Source organism: Gammaproteobacteria bacterium (genome assembly GCA_041395445.1).
Lineage (GTDB): Bacteria > Pseudomonadota > Gammaproteobacteria > Xanthomonadales > Marinicellaceae > NORP309.
This window is the reverse complement of sequence record JAWLAO010000008.1, coordinates 71,420-90,030: the sequence shown is the minus strand read 5'-3', so window position 1 is coordinate 90,030 and position 18,611 is coordinate 71,420. Positions and strand designations below refer to the sequence as shown.

Below are 18,611 nucleotides of genomic sequence, written 5' to 3'. Positions count from 1 at the left end.
ACTTCCTGGGAGATATTTCTTTGCGCCATATATCGTTTGGCAACATCAGAATGTTTGAAGTGATAGGTGAAAAAACGATTGGCTCGGCTGGTTAATTCGTATAAATTTTTGCTTTTATTATTTTGCTGAAAAGACGTTTTGGGTATGGCTAAACCTGCCGATTGTGCCAGAGTTTCAACGGCATCAACGAATTCCATTCCTTCAAAGTCCATTAAGAACCGAATGGCCGAACCATGCTTTCCACAACCAAAACAATGATAGAATTGCTTATGCTGGCTGACAGTGAATGAAGGTGTATTCTCAGTGTGAAAAGGACAGAGTGCCTGATAGTCTTTGCCGGCTTTTTTAAGCGAAACTCTGGGGGCGATGACATCAATAATATCAATTCTATCTAAAACCTGATTGATAAACTCTGTAGGGATGCCAGCCATTTAATTTTAGCCTAAATGATTTATGTTATCACACATCCTTGTGCGAAAAAAAGAGAAAGAAACTATTGCAGTAATGCTTTGATTTTTTGGCTGACAATTGACATGTCAGCTTTGCCGGCAAGTTGTGGCTTTAGTTGCCCCATCACTTTGCCCATATCAGCCATGTTTGCAGCTCCAACAGCAGAAACAGTTTTGCTGATAATTTCATCAAGTTCAGATTCGGAAAGTTGTTTTGGAAGATAATTTTCTAGAATGCCGATTTCAAACAATTCCTGATCTGCAAGATCCTGACGCTCGGCTTTCTGATATTGCTGAACCGAGTCCTTTCTTTGCTTAATCATTTTAGTAACGATTGAGATGATATCACTATCAGTAAGTTCTTTTCGTTCATCAACCTCAACTTGCTTAATTGCGGCTGTTAAAAGACGTAAAGCAGACACTTTCTGCTTGTCTTTCTCGCGCATGGCAAGTTTCATATCATCCAGAATGGTTGTTTTTAAAGACATTGTTTTAAAACTTTCCTAAGAAATTTTAGTATTTACGCTTACGAATTCTTTGCATTCTTGCTTGACGCTCTGTACGTTTAACAGCAGCAGCAGCTTTTCTTTTACGTTCTTGAGTTGGTTTCTCATAGAACTGTCTTTTACGTGATTCAGCAAGTGTTCCCGCTCTTTCACAAGCACGTTTGAAACGTCTCAGAGCGATATCAAAAGGTTCGTTATCCCTTACTTTTACGCTAGGCATTAGTTATTTTCTCCAAGTAGTTAGATTACAAAAAAGGCGAGTATTTTAACTGAGAGTTTAAGAATGGCAAAGAAAAGTTTTTAGATTTTCAATGAAAAAGAGTTAAAATACCTTTTTAAAAGCATAAATACCATGTCTATTGAAGCTCAATATCGCTCTGTGTTGAAAAGAATTCAAGATTCGTGTGAAAAGAATCGCATAGCTCATCAAGTTGATTTATTAGCTGTGAGTAAAAAACAACCCATCGAGAAGATTAAAGAACTTTATCACATCGGACACCGAAAATTTGGTGAGAGTTATGTTCAGGAAGCAGTTGAAAAAATCGAACTTCTGCGTGATTTAGAAATCGAGTGGCATTTCATAGGACCAATTCAGTCCAACAAAACGAAATACATTGCCAAGTATTTTGATTGGGTTCAGTCTGTGGATTCCAAAAAAATACTAACCCGCCTCAATAATCAACGACCGGATGATAAGCAACCTTTGAATGTATTATTACAACTTAAAGTTGGAAATGAAGAAAGTAAAAGTGGGTGTTCTGAAGAAGAAATTTTAGAAATGATTAAGTCTTCACCTGAATTTGTAAAACTAAAAATTCGTGGTTTGATGTGTATTCCACCACCGGCATTTGATGAAAAGATTCAAAAAGAGTATTTTCAATATTGTTTTGATGTTTTTAAAAGAATGCAAAAGATAGGTGAGCTAGACACATTATCAATGGGAATGTCTAATGATTTAGAATCAGCCATCGCATGCCATACGACAATGGTTCGAGTTGGAACTGATATTTTTGGTGTCAGAGATTAAACTCGGAAGCAAAAATATATATGCTCCCGAGTTTAATTTGAAAGGTTTTACTTAATCCACCCCGTTAGAGAATATAAAATCAGGTTTCAGCTTGAAATCATATCCGGTAGTTGTTTGTTGATTTGTTAATACTATTGGAGTGCCGGATAATGGGTCGCAATTCGATTCAAAACAATAACTGCCTCCATAAATTTCATCAACAATAACCTCATAACTACTGGTTGTTAAGTAATAAGTTCCAGCAGGCAGACCGATTGTAGTGTATTCGCCTTGGGAGTTGGTCACTTGGGATGCTATAAATGTCCCACTTGAATCAAACACGTTGATGAAAACATTACTAATTGGTGTGTTTAAATAATAGTCTGTGACACGACCTGATATTGTTGCCCCTTGGTTCAACGTCATTGTTATATCGGGCATTGAGCCAAGCGTGGAACCGAGAGGTAAAGATATTATATTCCCTGTGTTAAAATCACAACTTCCTCCCGGGCAAGCGATTCCATCATAAAGAATATCAATCCAGCCGGCTGAGCCAGCTGGGAAAAGTCCCATAAATGGTAAGTTAGAACCGTTATTCGTTAACAAATAGTAATCGCCATCAGGTAACCCATAAATTGTGAAATTACCTGTTGCATCAGTCGTTGCCCAAGTAGCAAATTTTGGCGGATTGGTTGCTGTATAAGCCAGAACGTGCACGTTGGGTATCGGGTTAACTCCTCCTAATTCAGTAATTAAACCGGTAAAAGAATTCCCTTCAGATAGCTCAATACTGATACCCGATGTTGTTGCGCTTTCTACAACAGTGATAGGTGTTCCTAATCCTGCTGAAGTTAAATCACAAGATATTCCGGGGCAGGGAATGTTGTTGTATAACTCTTCAATATATGGCTCGTTATATTCACCACTAAACATAGAACCTGTTCTTAAATAATAGTTACCAGGAGCAACGGCTCGGGCAAGATTGAAAGCCCCTGACACCGTATCATAAACACGACCACCGCCGGCAACATTTCCTGCACTGTCATAAATTTGAAACCATTGAGTCGCCCCATCGAGAGTAGTCAAGCCTGCGCCTGTAACAGCGTCTTTAATAAACCCCTCGATTTTTCCACCGAGATTGAGTTGAATATTGACTCCTGCCAGATGTTGCTGACTACCAACAACAACCGGGTCACCATCTCCTCTGTCACAACCTGAATATGGACACGGTATACTTTCAAATAATTCTCTTTGATAATACCTTCTGCCCAAGTCGCCCCCTTGAATATAGAAACTGCCAGGGAGTAATCCACCAACTGTATATGATCCGTCACCAACTGGGTTGAATTCATTACCATAAACAATGACATATGCAATTAAATAATTCAGCTCGTTAAAAACATAGATAGCTCCATAATCATAATGAGGCTGCAAATCAATTTGATCAACTAGGAAACCGGAAATACTGGCTCCAACTTCAACACTAAAATCTATATTTGACAAAGTAACTCCACCTGCTACGGCAAGAACTGAGCCAATACCATCCTCTACCAAAGGATAACAAATATTACATTGTGGGCCACCGTATATTTCTGGTATATGCATATTATTTTCGTAACTGGCAGTTAAATAAGATCGGTAATTTCCAGCAGGAACCCCTCTGGCAATATAGTCACCAGTCACTTGATCCAAATCGGTATAAATATAGTAGTACGGGGTATTGGAATCTGTGTTGAATAATTCTACTTCCAAAGTAGATACCGGTAGCATTGTAGTTGCATCCGAAATATTACCCTCGATGGTTCCACCCAATTCTAGTGAAAAATTGATATTGTTGATAGTTATATTTGAATCGATAACAAATCCATGAGTGTCGGAAGATTCATCACAAAAAGAGCAAAGTTGCGGAGAGTTATTTGTAACATTCCATATATAGGACAAATAATTATCTCCATCATAAGGATCGCCAACTGATACTGAGTAAACTCCTGTTTCAGTAATTGTTAGTGTATAAATTCCTCCGGTAATAGTGGTAGTGGTATTATAAGAATTAAATCTTTGCTGTAATTCATCATATTTTAAGAGATTTACAGTATATCCCGGTAAACCGGTACTTCCCGCATTTTCCGTGATTGTTCCATTGATGAAGGCTGTAATAGCTCCTTTGCTTGAAAATTGAGTTGTTAGTTTTGAGGCATTGAACTTATTGTGTTGTTCTTTAAGGCTTCTCAATAATGCAGGATCGGCTTTAACTTTTTCGTATTGAATATCTTGCAACATGTCAGAGTAAATCTGACTTTTATCCTGTGCAAAAAGACTTACACTGACAAGTGTAAGAATTAAGAAAATTGGTTTCATGATCATCCCCTATTTGAATTTTGCAATTAATATACCATATCAATAAACCTAATAATGATTAGTAATTAACTTTTTGTTAAATTTTGTTACACAATTAACAGTTTTTATTATAGACTTATAAAGTTTATTTTTAGGAGAGACCTTTGCTTGATTGATTAAAACTTCTGATTTTTTCGATTTTCGATAAAAACCACTATTTGTTCCGATTTTCTTAATCCCGACTAGCTTTTTGAGTGCTAATCGGGGTGTTTTGCCATATTTCAGGCACAACTATTTTGTATTTTTACCGTTTTAAGGTTATATGCCATGGCAGCAGCCTATTGATGTATGTAATTGCATTAATCCTCCATGTCTGGCTTTAGTGAGACCATAATGAAGCTTTAATATTCCAAATACACTTTCCACACAGTTTCTAATCTGAGACTTCCATGTGTTAGCCTGCTTTTGTTTCTCAGTCAGAGGCTTGTTGCAGTAGCTCGCTCAAAGTATTTTATTTTTTATTTTATTCCTTGAAGATACTCATCATATTCCTTGCTTTTATAGGCACAATCAGCATAAACCTGAGATTCCTCTCCTGTAAGCAGTTCTTAAATTGTTTAGAATCATGCTCATTGGCAGCAGTACAGGTGTATTTTTGTAAAAGGCATCTTCATCACTGTTACCATGAAGTTTAAAACCATAAGTGGTTTTGAGCTTGCCATCTGAACCTTTTTTACTGGTATAAGCAGCATCTTTATCCTGTGTATTCTCACCGCTTTTTCCATTTTTAGGACGAGAGTTTTTGGCTTCGATTATTGTGGCGTCAATAATACTGACTCCTCCGGCTCTAATCATAATGTTTTGTTCACAAAGTTGTTGGTTGATTTCTTCAAATAAAACCTCTGCCAGTTTTAATTTTCCAATCAGTTTATGGAAACGCCAGATAACAGTATGATCCGGTGTTCCATCACTTAAACCAAGTCCGGTAAAACGACGAAATAATAAATCTCGTGCCAATTGTTTTTCCATGCCTTCATCACTCAGTCCATACCATTGTTGCAGTAACATGATTTTAAACATTAATAGCGGAGGCCATGCCGGCTCTCCTCGTTTGGATGAAAACATATCTCTCAGATGAGCTTCAATTCGACTCCAGTCCAGTAATTCATGAATATCATCAAGTTCTTCAAGGGATTTATGGTGGCTGGCTAGTGAGTCGGCTAAGCTTGATTGGCTAAGTTGTTTCCAAGACATGATTTTAATAAATTTTGTGAACTATGGTAGTTTAACATTTTTTCAAATTTCTTGTGTTTCTAGCAAAGGTCTCTATAAAAATATCACATCGAATTCAAATAACTGGATTGCACTTCAATTTGAAGGTTGGATGAATGTGAATAGGAATGCTATTGGCACAAGAGTTGAGTTGTCATTATCAGATGGAAATACGCTAATCTCCGAGGTGAATAGTGGTGATTCCAGAGGAGCAGGAAATCAAATGATTCAGCATTTTGGATTAGGAGGTAATAGCCTGTTACAAGTGAAAGTTAAGTGGCCAAGTGGGCTTATTCAAGATATAACCGTACTTGCACTTAATAGTAAACATACCCGTGGTGCATTTAGGCAATTTTAATTTTTAAATTGTTAATATTACGATTTTCGGAGTGGTTGATAAATTGAATTACAGTTAAAGCCGTTAACTTTGAAAGTATTCTGGATTTGAACCCATCAAATGTTTTTGCATAATTTCTGCGAATCATAAATTGGTCGCAAAGCTGAGAAAACAAAGTCTCAATTCGTTTCCTGGTTCTTGAAAGTATCCAATGCATCTTTCTGAAGTTAAACTGATTTTTACGCATAGGAACCTCCAGCCTAATTTCCCTCGTTTCAAATAAATCAAGTTGAATGCTATGACTCAGGTAACCTTTATCACCAATTAAATAACAACTTTTAAGCTGTTCTTTAACATCATTCAGATAATGGATGTCGTGGACATTAGCCGGTGTCAAATCAAAACTTTTGAAAACACCGGCAGAAGAGCATACTGAATGAAGTTTGTATCCATAGAAGCTCATTTTTTGAGATGCACAATACCCATGATTGGGTGATGAGTTCATATCCTCTTTGCAGATTGTTGACCTAGCGGCACGGCTCATTTTGCAGACCTCAAGGGCATACTGTCGATGACAAAGTGTTTGTCATCGCCAATCATTGCCTCTGCCATTTTCTTCCTAACTTGTTCAATATAAAGGAATAATCCACGCTTTCTTCTGTTATATACGGTTCTTTCAATTTTATCCAGAAGGTACTGAGGCAGTTTGTTAAACAAGTCTCTTTCGGAGTCAATTCAGGTATTCTGATGTAATATTGATTGCAATTAACTCAATATCGCTTAGTTTTGGAGTTCTAATTTGATTTAAAAAGTTCTTTTGGGTTCTACTTGGTGCAATGTATTTAATATTTTGGTATAACTAGATTCTAAGTTACTCATTTTGTAGTGTATTTTGATGTTGAGAATCCTAAATATACACGGCTTTTGCTAATGAGTAACTTACTTTTTTAGCTTTTTGCTAAATGCACCACGGGTAAACATATTATTAAGTACCAAGATGCGGTTATGATTTTTGCAAATAGTTTTGAGTAATCGGGCTTAAATACCTTTAACAAAACTCTAACATATGGTAGATTCTACCCTAGAGTATAATTCAGAGGTATAAATAATGAAAAAAACACTTATTCTATTTTTAGTGATGTCGTCAGGTATGGCATTTTCAGCAGATAATGAAGCCAGAACGGGTTATTTGTCAGATAGCACAGCGCCTGCTCCGGAAGTGATTAATGGCGCTACATCAGAAGGTTTTGTTGATATTACAAATCTTCCAGGTTGGATTATGGACAATCAATCCAACCCCGTAGGAACGACTAACTGGTTTCAAGGAAATGATGCTGTATTTGCAGCACAGGCAGGTGGTTCGACTGAATATATAGCGGCTAACTACAATAATACATCAGGTTCAAATATCTGTAACTGGTTAATAATGCCGGATTTGGGTTACTTACAAACTGTTTCATTCTGGACCAGGACAGCAACTGGAAGTACTTATCCTGATAGATTGGTAGTTGTTCATAGCCCTACAGGCGGAACTACAACTGGTGATTGTTTTGGTGGATTCGGAGACTTCACTAATACGCTTACAGAGATTAACCCTGGCTTAAATTCTGGTGGTTATCCGCAAGATTGGACTCAATTCACATCCGATGTTAATGGCACAGGTCGTGTTGCATTTGTATATTGGGTTGCTGATGGTGGTCCGTTTGGGAACAATTCAGATTATATTGGTATTGATAGCGTTGAGTGGGTTGCAGGTGCACCTGAGGCTGATGTTCAATTAACGATTTCAAATAATGCAGTCGGTCAATTGGGTATTGGTGATGCTGTAAACTTTACATTGACTGCGACAAATAATGGTCCTGGTGATGCGAATAATACAGCTGTATCAGCAACTTTGAGTTCCGGTTTAGACTATGTTTCTGATGATTGTGGAATGATGGTTGCAGGTAGTAATTTATCATGGAACATCGGAACATTAGCAAATGGTGGTTCGGCTGTTTGTAATGTAGTTGCTAATGTTTCAGGTTATGGAAGCATGTCAATGAGTGGTTCTGTTTCAGCTGATGAAACAGACAATGTACCTGCAAATAATAACGGTGTTTCCGGTGTAACCGGTCCGACTCGTGTGATTCCAACTTTGAGTCAATATGGATTGATGTTACTGTTATTGGTGATGGTTGGTTTTGCCGGTAGAAGACTTGTTGCTAAATAAGTAAGAAACAAATCAGACCTTGATAAAGGTTTGGTTGTTTAAGCATTGAAAAGCCTGTTAGATTTTGACAGGCTTTTTTATTCCGAATAGTTTAAGATTTCTCGAATCAATCCGGTTGCGTAGCTTCCCGGTTGGAGGCTAAACGAAAGTTTAAGGTTTTTATCAAACCATTCATGGCTAAGCTCTGAAGCTATACAACGAATGGAACGCCTTTCTTGTTTTAATCTGAATTTTGTTAACCCTTGCTGGAATGTTTGGAATTGGCTTGCAATATTTTCTTCCAGAACCAAGCATTCATCATTACTAATTGATTGGTTTTCACCCCACATGGCAGCGGTTATGTTGATGTCAAAATCCTTTAATCGGGTGGAGATTTCATCAGGTGTTGCATCTGAATCTTTGAACCACGAATTGCTACCTTGAAGCTGGAATATATCGCCTTTGACTGATTTGTTCCAGATGCCTTGTTTGATTCTCTCGGCTACAATTGAGTTGAAAATATAACTTCTGGCTGTTGAAATGAGCAAACTTTTGAGGTTTTTGTTTTTGACTTTATAAGTCCCTGAGAACCAATCTTTGGCTTTTTCAATATTGCCCATTTCGATTCCAAATCGTTGTGGACCAAAATAATTAGGAAATCCAAATCGTTTGATATTCTCGATATTCTCATCAACTGAGTTTTTATCGCCTTCAATATTCCGAATCAAAATTTCGAAATGATTATAATCGAGCTGTCCGGTTTTTAATTTTCGGTTATGCCATGATGAGTTAATGATTTGAACTTCATCAGGCAAAGCAGAGTTGATTTTTGAAATATCAGAAACTTTAGGGAGCTGGACACTAAACCATTGTCTGGTTATTGCATGTCTATCTTTTAGACCGGCAAAGCCGACTTGCATTCGTGGAACCTGGCAAATATTGGAAAGTTGTTTGGCAACCCAATCCGTATTTGAGTTGATCTTTTCAACGTATAGCCACAGGTGCTCCCCATCTCCGGTGAAGTCAATATCAGTATGTTCGGTAACGATAAAATCAGCATCCTTGCATTTAATCTGGCCACTTGCAGAAATCTGGTTAAAAGTAGGGAAGAGTGCATCAAAATCAACACTCATGACTTTTACCCTGAGGTTCTAATAAATTACTTATGTGCAATTGGTTTATCAGTGAACAAGTAGTCACGCAATTCTTTGTCAAACTCAGGATCACGACGGCGAATCCACTCCAGAACCATAGCAGCATGTTCTTTTTCTTCATCTCTGTTGTGTTTTAAAATGGCTCTAAGCTCTTCATCTTTGCAGGCATCCATTCTTTGTGCATACCAATCGACCGCTTCAAGCTCTTCCATCAAGGATGTGATGGCACGGTGCATGTCTCGAGTTTCATCGGATAGTTCTTCAATCGGTTCGTGATAACCTTCATTCGCCATAATAGTTCTCCAAGTTGTAAATCTGGCTTTTATTATAGCGAATTTTATGCAAAGCAGTTATTGATTTGTATCAATTCTACAATTGAATATTTCAACTGAATCAATCGGATTTTCAATTAAAATCGAGCGTTACCCGGTGTTCTTGGGAATGCAATCACATCACGGATGTTATTGATTCCGGTGACATAACTCACCAATCTTTCAAAACCCAAACCAAAACCGGCGTGAGGAGCTGTTCCATAGCGACGCAAATCAATATACCATTTGTATTCTTCAAGATTGAGATGATGCTCTTTCATTCTTTCCAATAAAACATCAACACGGGCTTCACGTTGTGAACCGCCAATCAACTCTCCAACACCCGGAACTAGAACATCCATTGCTGCAACAGTTTTATCGTCATCATTGCAGTGCATATAAAATGGTTTGATAGATTTTGGATAGTTCATGATAACTGTAGGTTTCTTGAAGTGTTTTTCCGTCAGATATCTTTCATGCTCAGTTTGTAAATCAGCTCCCCATTCCGGTTTGTATTCAAAATTTTGACCTGATTTTTGTAAAATTTCTATGGCATCAGTGTACTCAACACGGGCAAAACTGTCATTTTGGAAAGACTCTAATCTTTCAATCACGCCTTTTTGTACAAATTGGTCGAAAAACTGCATATCATCCGGATTTTCATTGAGGACAGCTTTGAAAACAAACTTGAGGAAATCCTCAGCCAAATCTGCATTATCGCTCAAATTATTGAATGCCACTTCAGGTTCTATCATCCAAAACTCTGCGAGATGGCGAGTTGTATTGGAGTTTTCTGCACGGAAAGTCGGGCCGAAAGTATAAACTTTTGATAATGCCATGGCATGAGTTTCTACATTCAGTTGTCCTGAAACTGTCAGGTAGGTTTCTTTTCCGAAAAAGTCTTTAGAATAATCAACCACACCTTTATCAGTCATTGGCAAGTTTGCCAAGTCCAGTTGTGTGACTCTAAATAAGTCACCGGCACCTTCACAGTCGCTAGCAGTGATTATCGGGGTACTGATCCAGAAAAAACCGTTTTGATGAAAAAAACGATGAACAGCTTGAGCCAATGTGTTGCGAACACGTGTCATGGCACTGAAAGTATTGGTACGAGGGCGTAAATGTGCAACCTCTCGTAAGAATTCCATTGTGTGTCTCTTGGGTTGTACCGGATAGGTTTCAGGGTCTTCAACCATGCCCGTCACTTCAACAGCAGAAGCCTGAATTTCACAAGATTGACCTTGGCCACCGGATTTCACAAGTTTTCCGGTAATAATTGCCGAACATCCTGTTGTTAAATGTTTGATTTCATCTTCATAATTTTCAAGTGAATCATCAGCAATGACCTGAATGGCATCAAAACAAGAACCATCGTGCATCACTAAAAATGAAAAACCACCTTTAGAGTCTCTGCGGTTTCTAACCCAACCTTTAATCGTTACAGTTGTGTCAAAAGCAATCTCTCCCTGGAGTGCTTGTTTGATAGAAATATCAACAGAAATATCAATCATGCGTTTTACCTTTACTTACCTTTAAGTTGTGTAGTGAAAATTCAAAAAAGGATTATCGTGTAACTCATAACAAACAACAAGATTTCCCTGTTGTTTGTTTGAGTTTTCACCCGAAATTATTAACTGGCTTTGTCTAAAGCGTTTGCTTTGGGTCCATTTAAAATTGCATACTCGACGGCATCAATAATCAGATCGACTTCTTTGGAAGTGATAGCAAAATGAGGTGTAAATCTGAGTGAGTTTGCTCCACCATGAATAACACCAATTCCTCTAAAACGCATGTATTCCTCAATTGAGTCTATACCATAGGCTTTATATTCCGGTGCTAGTTCACAAGAAAACAATAAACCGGTTCCTTGTACATTGGTCACTTTGCCGTTAAGTTTTTGTTGAAGACCTTTAAGTTTTTGCACAAACTCCTTGCCTCGTTCAACAATATTTTTTCTCAAGTCAGAATCAACTCGAGTTAATACTTCATAGGCGACATCCATCGCTTTGGGATTGGCGGTCATAGTATTTCCATAAACACCTTTGACATACATTTTAGAAGTTGCATCGGTCATTGCTAAAACCGACATTGGATAATGACCGGCATTGAGGGCTTTTGAATAGGTTTCCATATCCGGTGGATCAATTCCTTCAAATCCTGCATAATCCACGATAGATAAACATCCGTGGGCTCTCAATCCGGCTTGAATCGAATCCACAAGCAATAATGTACCATTATCCTTTGTCAATTGGCGTGCAGTCTCGTAAAACTCGCGAGTGATTGACATTCCAGGATTTCCTTCTCCCATGACCGGTTCCATGAATAAGGATTCGACAAATACATTTTCTTTTTCAGCTTTCTCAAAAGCTTTTTTCAATGCATCGTCATCATTAATTGGAACTGTAATCAGGTTGTCTCTTTCAGCAAAAGAAGCTAAATATTTTTTATAACCGGGTAAAGAAGAGTCCGAATACTGGGCAGGTCTGTCAGTACGACCATGAAAAGCGCCTTTTAAAGACATGATTTTAATTTTCTTTCCGGCATGACGACCGCCGGCCTCTGTTACTTTCTTGGCATTAATGTCAGAAATTCTGGCGGCAACAGTTACCGCTTCTGAGCCGGAATTCATACAGACAAACTTCTCAAAAGGACATTGACCTTGTGTGTGTCCCACTTCTTTCTTCAGAGCTCTGGTTAGCCTCATTTGTGGAATTGATGGCGTCATAATGTTTGCCATTACATGAGGTCGGCTCATTGTTTCCAATACAAAATCAGGAGCATGTCCTGCCCCTAACATACCATAACCGCCGTTGTCATGTAAAACAGCTCCTTTAAGTGTGACCAACCAAGGACCTTTTGCTGCGACAGAGACATATGGGTTGACAGCATCTTCTGAATAAAAATTAACGAAGTCACTTTGAACAAGTCTCATTTGTTCTCTTTCGCCCATGTCGATTAGGTCTGCAAACTCTTTTTTTATTTGTTCAAAACACTTAAAAGCTGAATTGATGGCTTTTTCTAAATTTTCGTCTGATTTTAAAAAGTCTGTAATAACCTCATCACTCAATCCATGTGTTAAAACATCCCCTTTCGTCTTTCGCATAATGTGCAACTTTTCTAATGCAGTCATGATATCCTCAAAGTCTTTATTCTTATAACAGCCGATATTTTAGCAGAATCTTGTCGAATTCAATATGGGCTGAGCGTAAACATTTTGAAATCTTACAGTATTTTTATACAGAATTTTTGTTCAGGAGTCAAAAGTAATGCTTTTCCGACACGATTTTGTTTGCTAAAATTAATTGTCAAATGGCATGAAAGTTGTGTTATTTGCGATAAAAATTAAAACAAATAGGGGAGAATTTTATGAATCTTAAAATCGCTTTAATCGGGGGAATCATATTTTATTTGGTTCAATTTCTTTTAGGAATGATAACCGGTCCGCTTCTACACGAAGGAATTCTAGATCCGTATTATCAGCAAACAGCAGCATTTTGGCGACCGGAATTGATGCAAGATCCACCGGATATGGCTGCATTGATGCCACGCTGGATTACCACAGGTGTTATTTTCGCAATCATTATTGCGGGAATCTATTCTATGGTCAGGTCGTCTTTTTCAGGCAGTGGCTTGTTGAAAGGAATTAAATATGGCGTGATGTTGACCGTTTTTATGGCTGGCTGGTCAGCTGCCTGGTCTGGTATTTTTAATTTGCCGGATGCGATTTGGTTATGGTGGACTGCTGAAAGCGTCTTGTATTTTGTGGTTGCCGGAGCCGTCTTAGGTTGGGTCTCCGCAAAGCTAGTACCAGAATCCTGATTAATTGCTTAATTTCAAGAAAAAGCAACTGTACGAAATGTGGTTGCTTTTTTATTTGTTAATCAATTTAAAGCTATTATCTTCGAATTTAATATAACTGGTTTGATAATGCCAGTCGCCAACAACCATCCTTAAACATTGTTGATTATTGATTTCTGTGGTGTGAAATGCCGGTCGATGAGTGTGTCCATGAATCATTAACTGACAATCGAATTGTTTGAATAAATTTTCAACAGCATCTGGATTCACATCCATAATTTCAGAACTGGCAGATTGAGTGTGTTCCATACTTTTCTGGCGAGCTTGTTTGGCAAATTCAATGCGTTGTTCAATGGTTTGAGACAAAAACCATTGCTGCCATTGTTCAGACCGGAGTTGAGTGCGGATTTTCTGGTATTCAATATCATCCGTACAAAGTTCGTCTGCGTGAGTAAGGATAATTTTTTTCTCTTCTAGTTGAATGATTGTCGGATCAGTTAGAATCTTAAGGCTGGCTTTTTCTGCAAAATCTTCTGACACCAGGAAATCTCGATTCCCAGGCATAAAATAACATTCGGTCTGATATTTAGAATTGAGTTGTTGGAGTTCAAGCGCTGTTTGTGAAGCGAGTTCATCCATCGCATCATCGCCCAGATAATATTCAAACAAATCTCCCAAGATATACAAAGCCCGTGCATGACGGGCTTTTTCATGAAGGAAGTCTTTGAACCGCTGAAATATTTCCGGGTGTTGTGGACTTAAATGTAAATCAGCAATGAATAAAACAGTCGAACTCACAATAATCTAAATATTATTGTTGGACAGGTTCTTCAGTCGTTTTTGATTCATCCGATGGTAATTTGTCAATCACACTTACAGACTCAATTTTGATTGTTTTAATTGGCACATCACTTCTGAAAGGAGGATTTGGCCCGGTTGGAGTCAACTTGATTTCATCAACAACGTCCATACCTTCAATCACTTTTCCGAAAACCGCATAACCCCATGTTCTGCTGTTTTGCTCGCCGGTAAAATCCAAAGCAGGGTTGTCAACAACATTGATGAAGAACTGGGAAGTCCCTGAATGCGGATCATTGGTTCTCGCCATTGCAATTGTACCACGCAGATTTTTCAGACCATTGCCGGCTTCATTCTGAATCGGAGGGTTGGTGTTTTTACGAACTAAATCCTGGTCATAACCACCGCCCTGAATCATGAAGTTACTAATGACTCGATGGAAAATTGTTCCGTTATAAAAACCTTCTTTGATATATTGTGTGAAATTTGCAACACTCAATGGAGCTTTTTCAGGATAAAGTTCCAAATAAATATCACCACGATTGGTTTGCATTTTGACCAATACCGGAGCTGCTGATAACGCCAATGAAACCATTAAACTCAGGCAAATGAAAATTGTTTTAGCTAGTTTGTTCATTATTTTACTCTTTGAATCATTTTGTATTACTAATGGTTGACCATTTTAACAGAGCATGATTCCATGCTCAATCAAAGAAAAATCACCATTTGGGTTTTTTCTTATCTAAAAAGGCTTTTAAACCGAGCTGACCTTCCTCAGAAACCCGAACCGCCGCAATCACCTGAGTGGTGTACTGATCAATTTTCTTCTGCTGGGGAATGGTTCTAGCAGACACTGAGTGAACTAGTTTTTTGCTAATCGTCTTTGCACTCGGACCTGTTTTTAAAAGAAAGCTGATTTGTTTTTCAACTTGCTCATCTAATTCTTCATGCGGAACAAATTCTGAAATCAACCCGATTTCATAAGCCTTTTCAGCATTGAAAATCTCCGCTGTTTGGAAAAAACGACGAGAATGACGAGAACCAATAGCATCAATCACATAAGGCGAAATCACTGCCGGAACCAAACCTAACTTTGCTTCAGTCAAACCGAATTTGGATTCTTCATTGGCGATGGCAATATCGCAACAGGCAATGAGTCCGACTCCGCCTCCAAGGGCCAAACCCTGAACACGGGCGATAACCGCTTTGCTACAAAAATTGATAGCACGCATTAATGCTGCCAGTTTCAAAGAATCTTCCTGATTTTCAGCTTGCGTCGCTTTCACCATGGATTTCATCCAGTTGATATCAGCACCGGCGGAGAATGACTCACCTTGCGATTGCAAAACAATCACTCTGGTGTCGGAGTTTTTGTCTAAAGCATCAAATGCAGAAGTGAGCTCGGCAATCATTTCGGCGTTAAAAGCATTATGCACCTCAGGTCGAGTCATTGTGACAGTTGTAACGCCACGTTTATCCGCTTCGACTTTGATGGTTTTATACATGGAAAATTGTTTCATTGGATTTGATTATAAAAAATTTTCAGCATTATATCATGACTGATGGGCTATGGAATTAATGAAACTACTATAATCAAAAAAGCCGAAGACAGAGCTTCGGCTTAAGTAGATAAAAGTAAAAAATGAACTATGGTATAATGCAACTAGGTTGGATTTCCATTTCTTCACGTATACTATACCACGCCACTCCTTGACCAATATCTCTACATTGCGCAACTCTCGTGATTTTAACACAACCTTGTAACCAGTATTCCACCGATGTGTAAGTACTACCTAAAGGAAGTCGGTTACATCCGCCAGATTTGACTGCTGGATATTTATTCATAACATCTTCCATAACACCCTGCATATTATCGAGATATTCACTAAATAATTGTTTTTCAGGGTCGAACTCAAAAGGAATGGTGACTGTTGCTGAATCAAGAACACCATCAACTTCTATATCATTCCCATAAACGTCGTGTTGAATATCAGCGAATAAACTTTTTGACCCGTTGATAATTTCTTGTCCGTCCTTTATTTGAGGGATTGAGATTTCGGCTTTAATGAATCGATAACCTTTCTCTTGATTTTCCTGGCTTTGACCTTTCTCATAAAGATCTGCTGTGATTTCTGTAGGTGTGGTATCAGCACTATAAAGTACTTTACCAATATCTTCTTTGGAAACTTGTGACTGAACCATTGTTGATACAATCATTAGTGGAATAAAAAATTTCATAAGTAACCTCATATTTATTAATGGAATCTAAATGTTATAAGGGGGGGTGAATTGTCAATAAGAAAATTTCAAATTTTAGTGTTGTTCATTCAAAAGAAGTTCAATTTCAAATATTAACTAATTTAGACTCAGGCTTAAATAGAAAACCCAACTATACAACAAAGTTCCAAATACAAAAACCAGAAATAACAAATTCGAGGCTATATTATTCACGCCAAAATAAAAAATTTGTTCAGCACTACGGAATCCCCAGAACAGGGCGATTGAAGCTGTCAAAGTCAGTCCTAGTTTAGTACTAAGCAGTTCACTGCCATTAAAATATGAAATATATGCAAAAACCAGAAAGATAAATATCAATCGCAGATTCATTATCTGCATGACAGCTTTGTTGGTGAAAGAAAGTTTCTTCAAATCTTCGACCCAATCAAACAATTTCCAGAAAAGAAGATGAAACACCACAAAAGCAATGTGGTAGATTGCACCAATGATTAAAAGTTTTTCCGGATTGTTGAGCAACTCTTCCATTTACATTCTAAAAACACCATATTTGGTGTCTTCAACCGGTGCATTTTGACCGGCTTCGATGGCCAGAGCCAGTACTTTTCTGGTGTCAATTGGGTTGATAATTCCATCATCCCAGAGTCTGGCGGTGGAATAGTATGGACTGCCTTGATGTTCGTAAAGCTGTTTGATTTTGTCGTATTCGGCTTGTTTTTCAGCTTCATCCCAATCGATTCCGCGTTTGTCCATTCCATCCTGTTTAATGGTTGTTAAGACCGACGCCGCTTGATCCCCACCCATGACCGAAATTCGTGCATTCGGCCACATCCACATAAATCGACCACCATAAGCACGACCATTCATAGCATAATTTCCGGCACCGAATGATCCGCCAATCACAACGGTGTACTTGGGAACTGAAGCACAAGCAACAGCTGTTACCATTTTTGCACCGTTTTTGGCAATGCCGTTTTGTTCGTATTCTTTACCAACCATAAATCCGGTGATGTTTTGCAAGAACACCAAAGGAATTTTGCGTTGATTGCATAATTCGATAAAGTGAGCGCCTTTCAGTGCGGATTCGGAAAATAAAATGCCGTTGTTGGCGATAATCCCAACCGGATTGCCGTGAATATGCGCAAAGCCACAAACCAAAGTCGTTCCGTATTTGGCTTTAAATTCCTGCAATTCCGACTTATCAACGATACGAGCGATAATTTGTCTGACATCATAAGGAATTCGTGTGCTTTGCGGAATAATTCCGTATAAATCTTTTTGGTTGTAAAGTGGCTCTTGAGTTTTTTGTTTTTGCAGCCAATCGTGTTTTTTACGATTCAAATATTTAACAATATTGCGGGTGATTTCCAAAGCGTGTTCATCATTGTTGGCAAAATGATCAGTCACACCGGAAATGGACGAATGCACTTCAGCGCCGCCGAGAGTTTCAGCGTCCACCACTTCGCCGGTTGCGGCTTTCACCAAAGGTGGTCCGCCGAGAAAAATTGTTCCTTGCTCTTTGACAATCACTGCTTCATCACACATCGCCGGAACATAAGCACCACCGGCAGTACATGAACCCATCACTACAGCAATTTGCGGAATATTTCTGGAAGAAAGCTGCGCCTGATTGTAGAAAATTCGTCCGAAATGTTCTTTATCGGGAAAAACTTCATCCTGCAAAGGCAAAAACGCACCACCGGAATCCACCATGTAAATGCACGGTAAATGATTTTCTAAAGCAATTTCTTGTGCTCGTAAATGTTTTTTAACTGTCAAAGGAAAATAAGTCCCACCTTTAACCGTTGCATCATTGGCAACAATCATTACATTTTGCCCGTGAACCATACCAATTCCGGTAACAACACCAGCAGCGGGAGCGGCATTGTCATACATGTCATTGGCTGCAAGTGCTGATAATTCAAGAAAAGGCGTGCCTTTGTCGAGTAAGCCATAGATGCGATCCCGAGCCAGAAGTTTCCCCCGGGAAGTGTGCCTCTCTCGAGATTTTTCTGAACCACCAAGAGAAACTTTTGCAGTTTTCTCACGCAAATCATCCACCAATTCGTGCATAAATTGGTAATTCTCTGCGAATTCCGCCGACTCGCTATTGATTGTGTTTTTGATAATTGTCATTCGCGGGATTATATCATGATAAATTTATTTCATTAAAGACAGTTCAGAATATCTGAAAGGATTAATGAGTTGTCGCTTAAC

18 protein-coding genes and 2 pseudogenes are annotated in these 18,611 nt (G+C 38.5%); 4 read left to right on the top strand and 16 right to left on the bottom strand.

The features are described 5' to 3' along the window. From R3F25_12450 to rpsU, 3 genes are all read right to left on the bottom strand, one after another. Positions 1–431 (bottom strand): CHC2 zinc finger domain-containing protein (locus R3F25_12450; GenBank protein ID MEZ5497610.1); only part of this gene is annotated, 431 nt, incomplete at its 3' end. A 62-nt stretch (positions 432–493) separates the two neighbouring features. Beyond that, positions 494–937, bottom strand: coding sequence for a GatB/YqeY domain-containing protein (locus R3F25_12445; GenBank protein MEZ5497609.1), 444 nt, complete (start codon positions 935–937; stop codon positions 494–496). A 25-nt stretch (positions 938–962) separates the two neighbouring features. Next, positions 963–1,175, bottom strand: a complete 213-nt coding sequence (rpsU, locus tag R3F25_12440) for a 30S ribosomal protein S21 (protein ID MEZ5497608.1) — start codon at positions 1,173–1,175, stop codon at positions 963–965. A 132-nt stretch (positions 1,176–1,307) separates the two neighbouring features. Here rpsU and R3F25_12435 point away from each other — a divergent pair, with 132 nt between their 5' ends. Beyond that, positions 1,308–1,982: a YggS family pyridoxal phosphate-dependent enzyme gene (locus R3F25_12435; protein ID MEZ5497607.1), complete on the top strand. Its 675-nt coding sequence runs from the start codon at positions 1,308–1,310 to the stop codon at positions 1,980–1,982. A 51-nt stretch (positions 1,983–2,033) separates the two neighbouring features. Here R3F25_12435 and R3F25_12430 read toward each other — a convergent pair whose 3' ends face one another. Both R3F25_12430 and R3F25_12425 read right to left on the bottom strand, forming a co-directional pair. Beyond that, a complete protein-coding gene (locus tag R3F25_12430) occupies positions 2,034–4,319 on the bottom strand; it encodes a carboxypeptidase-like regulatory domain-containing protein (protein ID MEZ5497606.1) in 2,286 nt (761 codons plus the stop codon). Between the two features lie 297 nt (positions 4,320–4,616). After that, positions 4,617–5,552, bottom strand: a pseudogene (locus tag R3F25_12425) (IS5 family transposase). Here R3F25_12425 and R3F25_12420 point away from each other — a divergent pair. Then, entirely contained in the window at positions 5,551–5,928 is a 378-nt protein-coding gene (locus tag R3F25_12420; protein ID MEZ5497605.1) for an ASPIC/UnbV domain-containing protein, read from the top strand. The pseudogene R3F25_12425 and the gene R3F25_12420 sit on opposite strands and share 2 nt — an antisense overlap. Here R3F25_12420 and R3F25_12415 read toward each other — a convergent pair. After that, positions 5,915–6,786 (bottom strand): annotated as a pseudogene (locus R3F25_12415) (IS982 family transposase). The gene R3F25_12420 and the pseudogene R3F25_12415 sit on opposite strands and share 14 nt — an antisense overlap. 229 nt (positions 6,787–7,015) lie before the next feature. On the opposite strand from R3F25_12415, the gene R3F25_12410 reads away from it, so the two are divergent. Beyond that, positions 7,016–8,119 carry a choice-of-anchor J domain-containing protein gene (locus R3F25_12410; GenBank protein ID MEZ5497604.1) on the top strand — a complete coding sequence of 368 codons (1,104 nt, stop codon included), beginning with the start codon at positions 7,016–7,018 and terminating at the stop codon, positions 8,117–8,119. A gap of 77 nt (positions 8,120–8,196) precedes the next feature. Here R3F25_12410 and truD read toward each other — a convergent pair whose 3' ends face one another. The 4 genes from truD to R3F25_12390 all read right to left on the bottom strand — a co-directional run bounded on the left by truD (position 8,197) and on the right by R3F25_12390 (position 12,693). Next, a complete protein-coding gene (gene truD / locus R3F25_12405) occupies positions 8,197–9,231 on the bottom strand; it encodes a tRNA pseudouridine(13) synthase TruD (protein ID MEZ5497603.1) in 1,035 nt (344 codons plus the stop codon). 26 nt (positions 9,232–9,257) lie between these two features. After that, entirely contained in the window at positions 9,258–9,545 is a 288-nt protein-coding gene (locus R3F25_12400; GenBank protein ID MEZ5497602.1) for an encapsulin-associated ferritin-like protein, read from the bottom strand. Between the two features lie 116 nt (positions 9,546–9,661). After that, complete coding sequence (gene asnS, locus R3F25_12395) at positions 9,662–11,074, bottom strand: asparagine--tRNA ligase (GenBank protein MEZ5497601.1); 1,413 nt, start codon at positions 11,072–11,074, stop codon at positions 9,662–9,664. Between the two features lie 119 nt (positions 11,075–11,193). Further along, a complete protein-coding gene (locus tag R3F25_12390) occupies positions 11,194–12,693 on the bottom strand; it encodes an aminotransferase class III-fold pyridoxal phosphate-dependent enzyme (GenBank protein ID MEZ5497600.1) in 1,500 nt (499 codons plus the stop codon). A gap of 236 nt (positions 12,694–12,929) precedes the next feature. Between R3F25_12390 and R3F25_12385 the strand changes: the two genes are divergently transcribed. After that, positions 12,930–13,382, top strand: coding sequence for a hypothetical protein (locus R3F25_12385; protein ID MEZ5497599.1), 453 nt, complete (start codon positions 12,930–12,932; stop codon positions 13,380–13,382). A 51-nt stretch (positions 13,383–13,433) separates the two neighbouring features. Here the strand turns inward: R3F25_12385 and R3F25_12380 are convergent, their stop codons facing one another. The 6 genes from R3F25_12380 to R3F25_12355 form a co-directional block, all read right to left on the bottom strand. After that, positions 13,434–14,159, bottom strand: a complete 726-nt coding sequence (locus R3F25_12380) for a UDP-2,3-diacylglucosamine diphosphatase (protein MEZ5497598.1) — start codon at positions 14,157–14,159, stop codon at positions 13,434–13,436. Between the two features lie 13 nt (positions 14,160–14,172). Continuing rightward, positions 14,173–14,796 carry a peptidylprolyl isomerase gene (locus tag R3F25_12375; GenBank protein MEZ5497597.1) on the bottom strand — a complete coding sequence of 208 codons (624 nt, stop codon included), beginning with the start codon at positions 14,794–14,796 and terminating at the stop codon, positions 14,173–14,175. A gap of 82 nt (positions 14,797–14,878) precedes the next feature. Beyond that, positions 14,879–15,679, bottom strand: coding sequence for an enoyl-CoA hydratase-related protein (locus tag R3F25_12370; GenBank protein MEZ5497596.1), 801 nt, complete (start codon positions 15,677–15,679; stop codon positions 14,879–14,881). Between the two features lie 127 nt (positions 15,680–15,806). Continuing rightward, positions 15,807–16,397, bottom strand: coding sequence for a hypothetical protein (locus R3F25_12365; protein MEZ5497595.1), 591 nt, complete (start codon positions 16,395–16,397; stop codon positions 15,807–15,809). A gap of 117 nt (positions 16,398–16,514) precedes the next feature. Next, positions 16,515–16,922 carry a hypothetical protein gene (locus R3F25_12360; GenBank protein MEZ5497594.1) on the bottom strand — a complete coding sequence of 136 codons (408 nt, stop codon included), beginning with the start codon at positions 16,920–16,922 and terminating at the stop codon, positions 16,515–16,517. Continuing rightward, on the bottom strand, positions 16,923–18,530 hold the full coding sequence (locus tag R3F25_12355) for a carboxyl transferase domain-containing protein (protein ID MEZ5497593.1): 1,608 nt from the start codon (positions 18,528–18,530) through the stop codon (positions 16,923–16,925). Positions 18,531–18,611 lie beyond the last annotated feature (81 nt).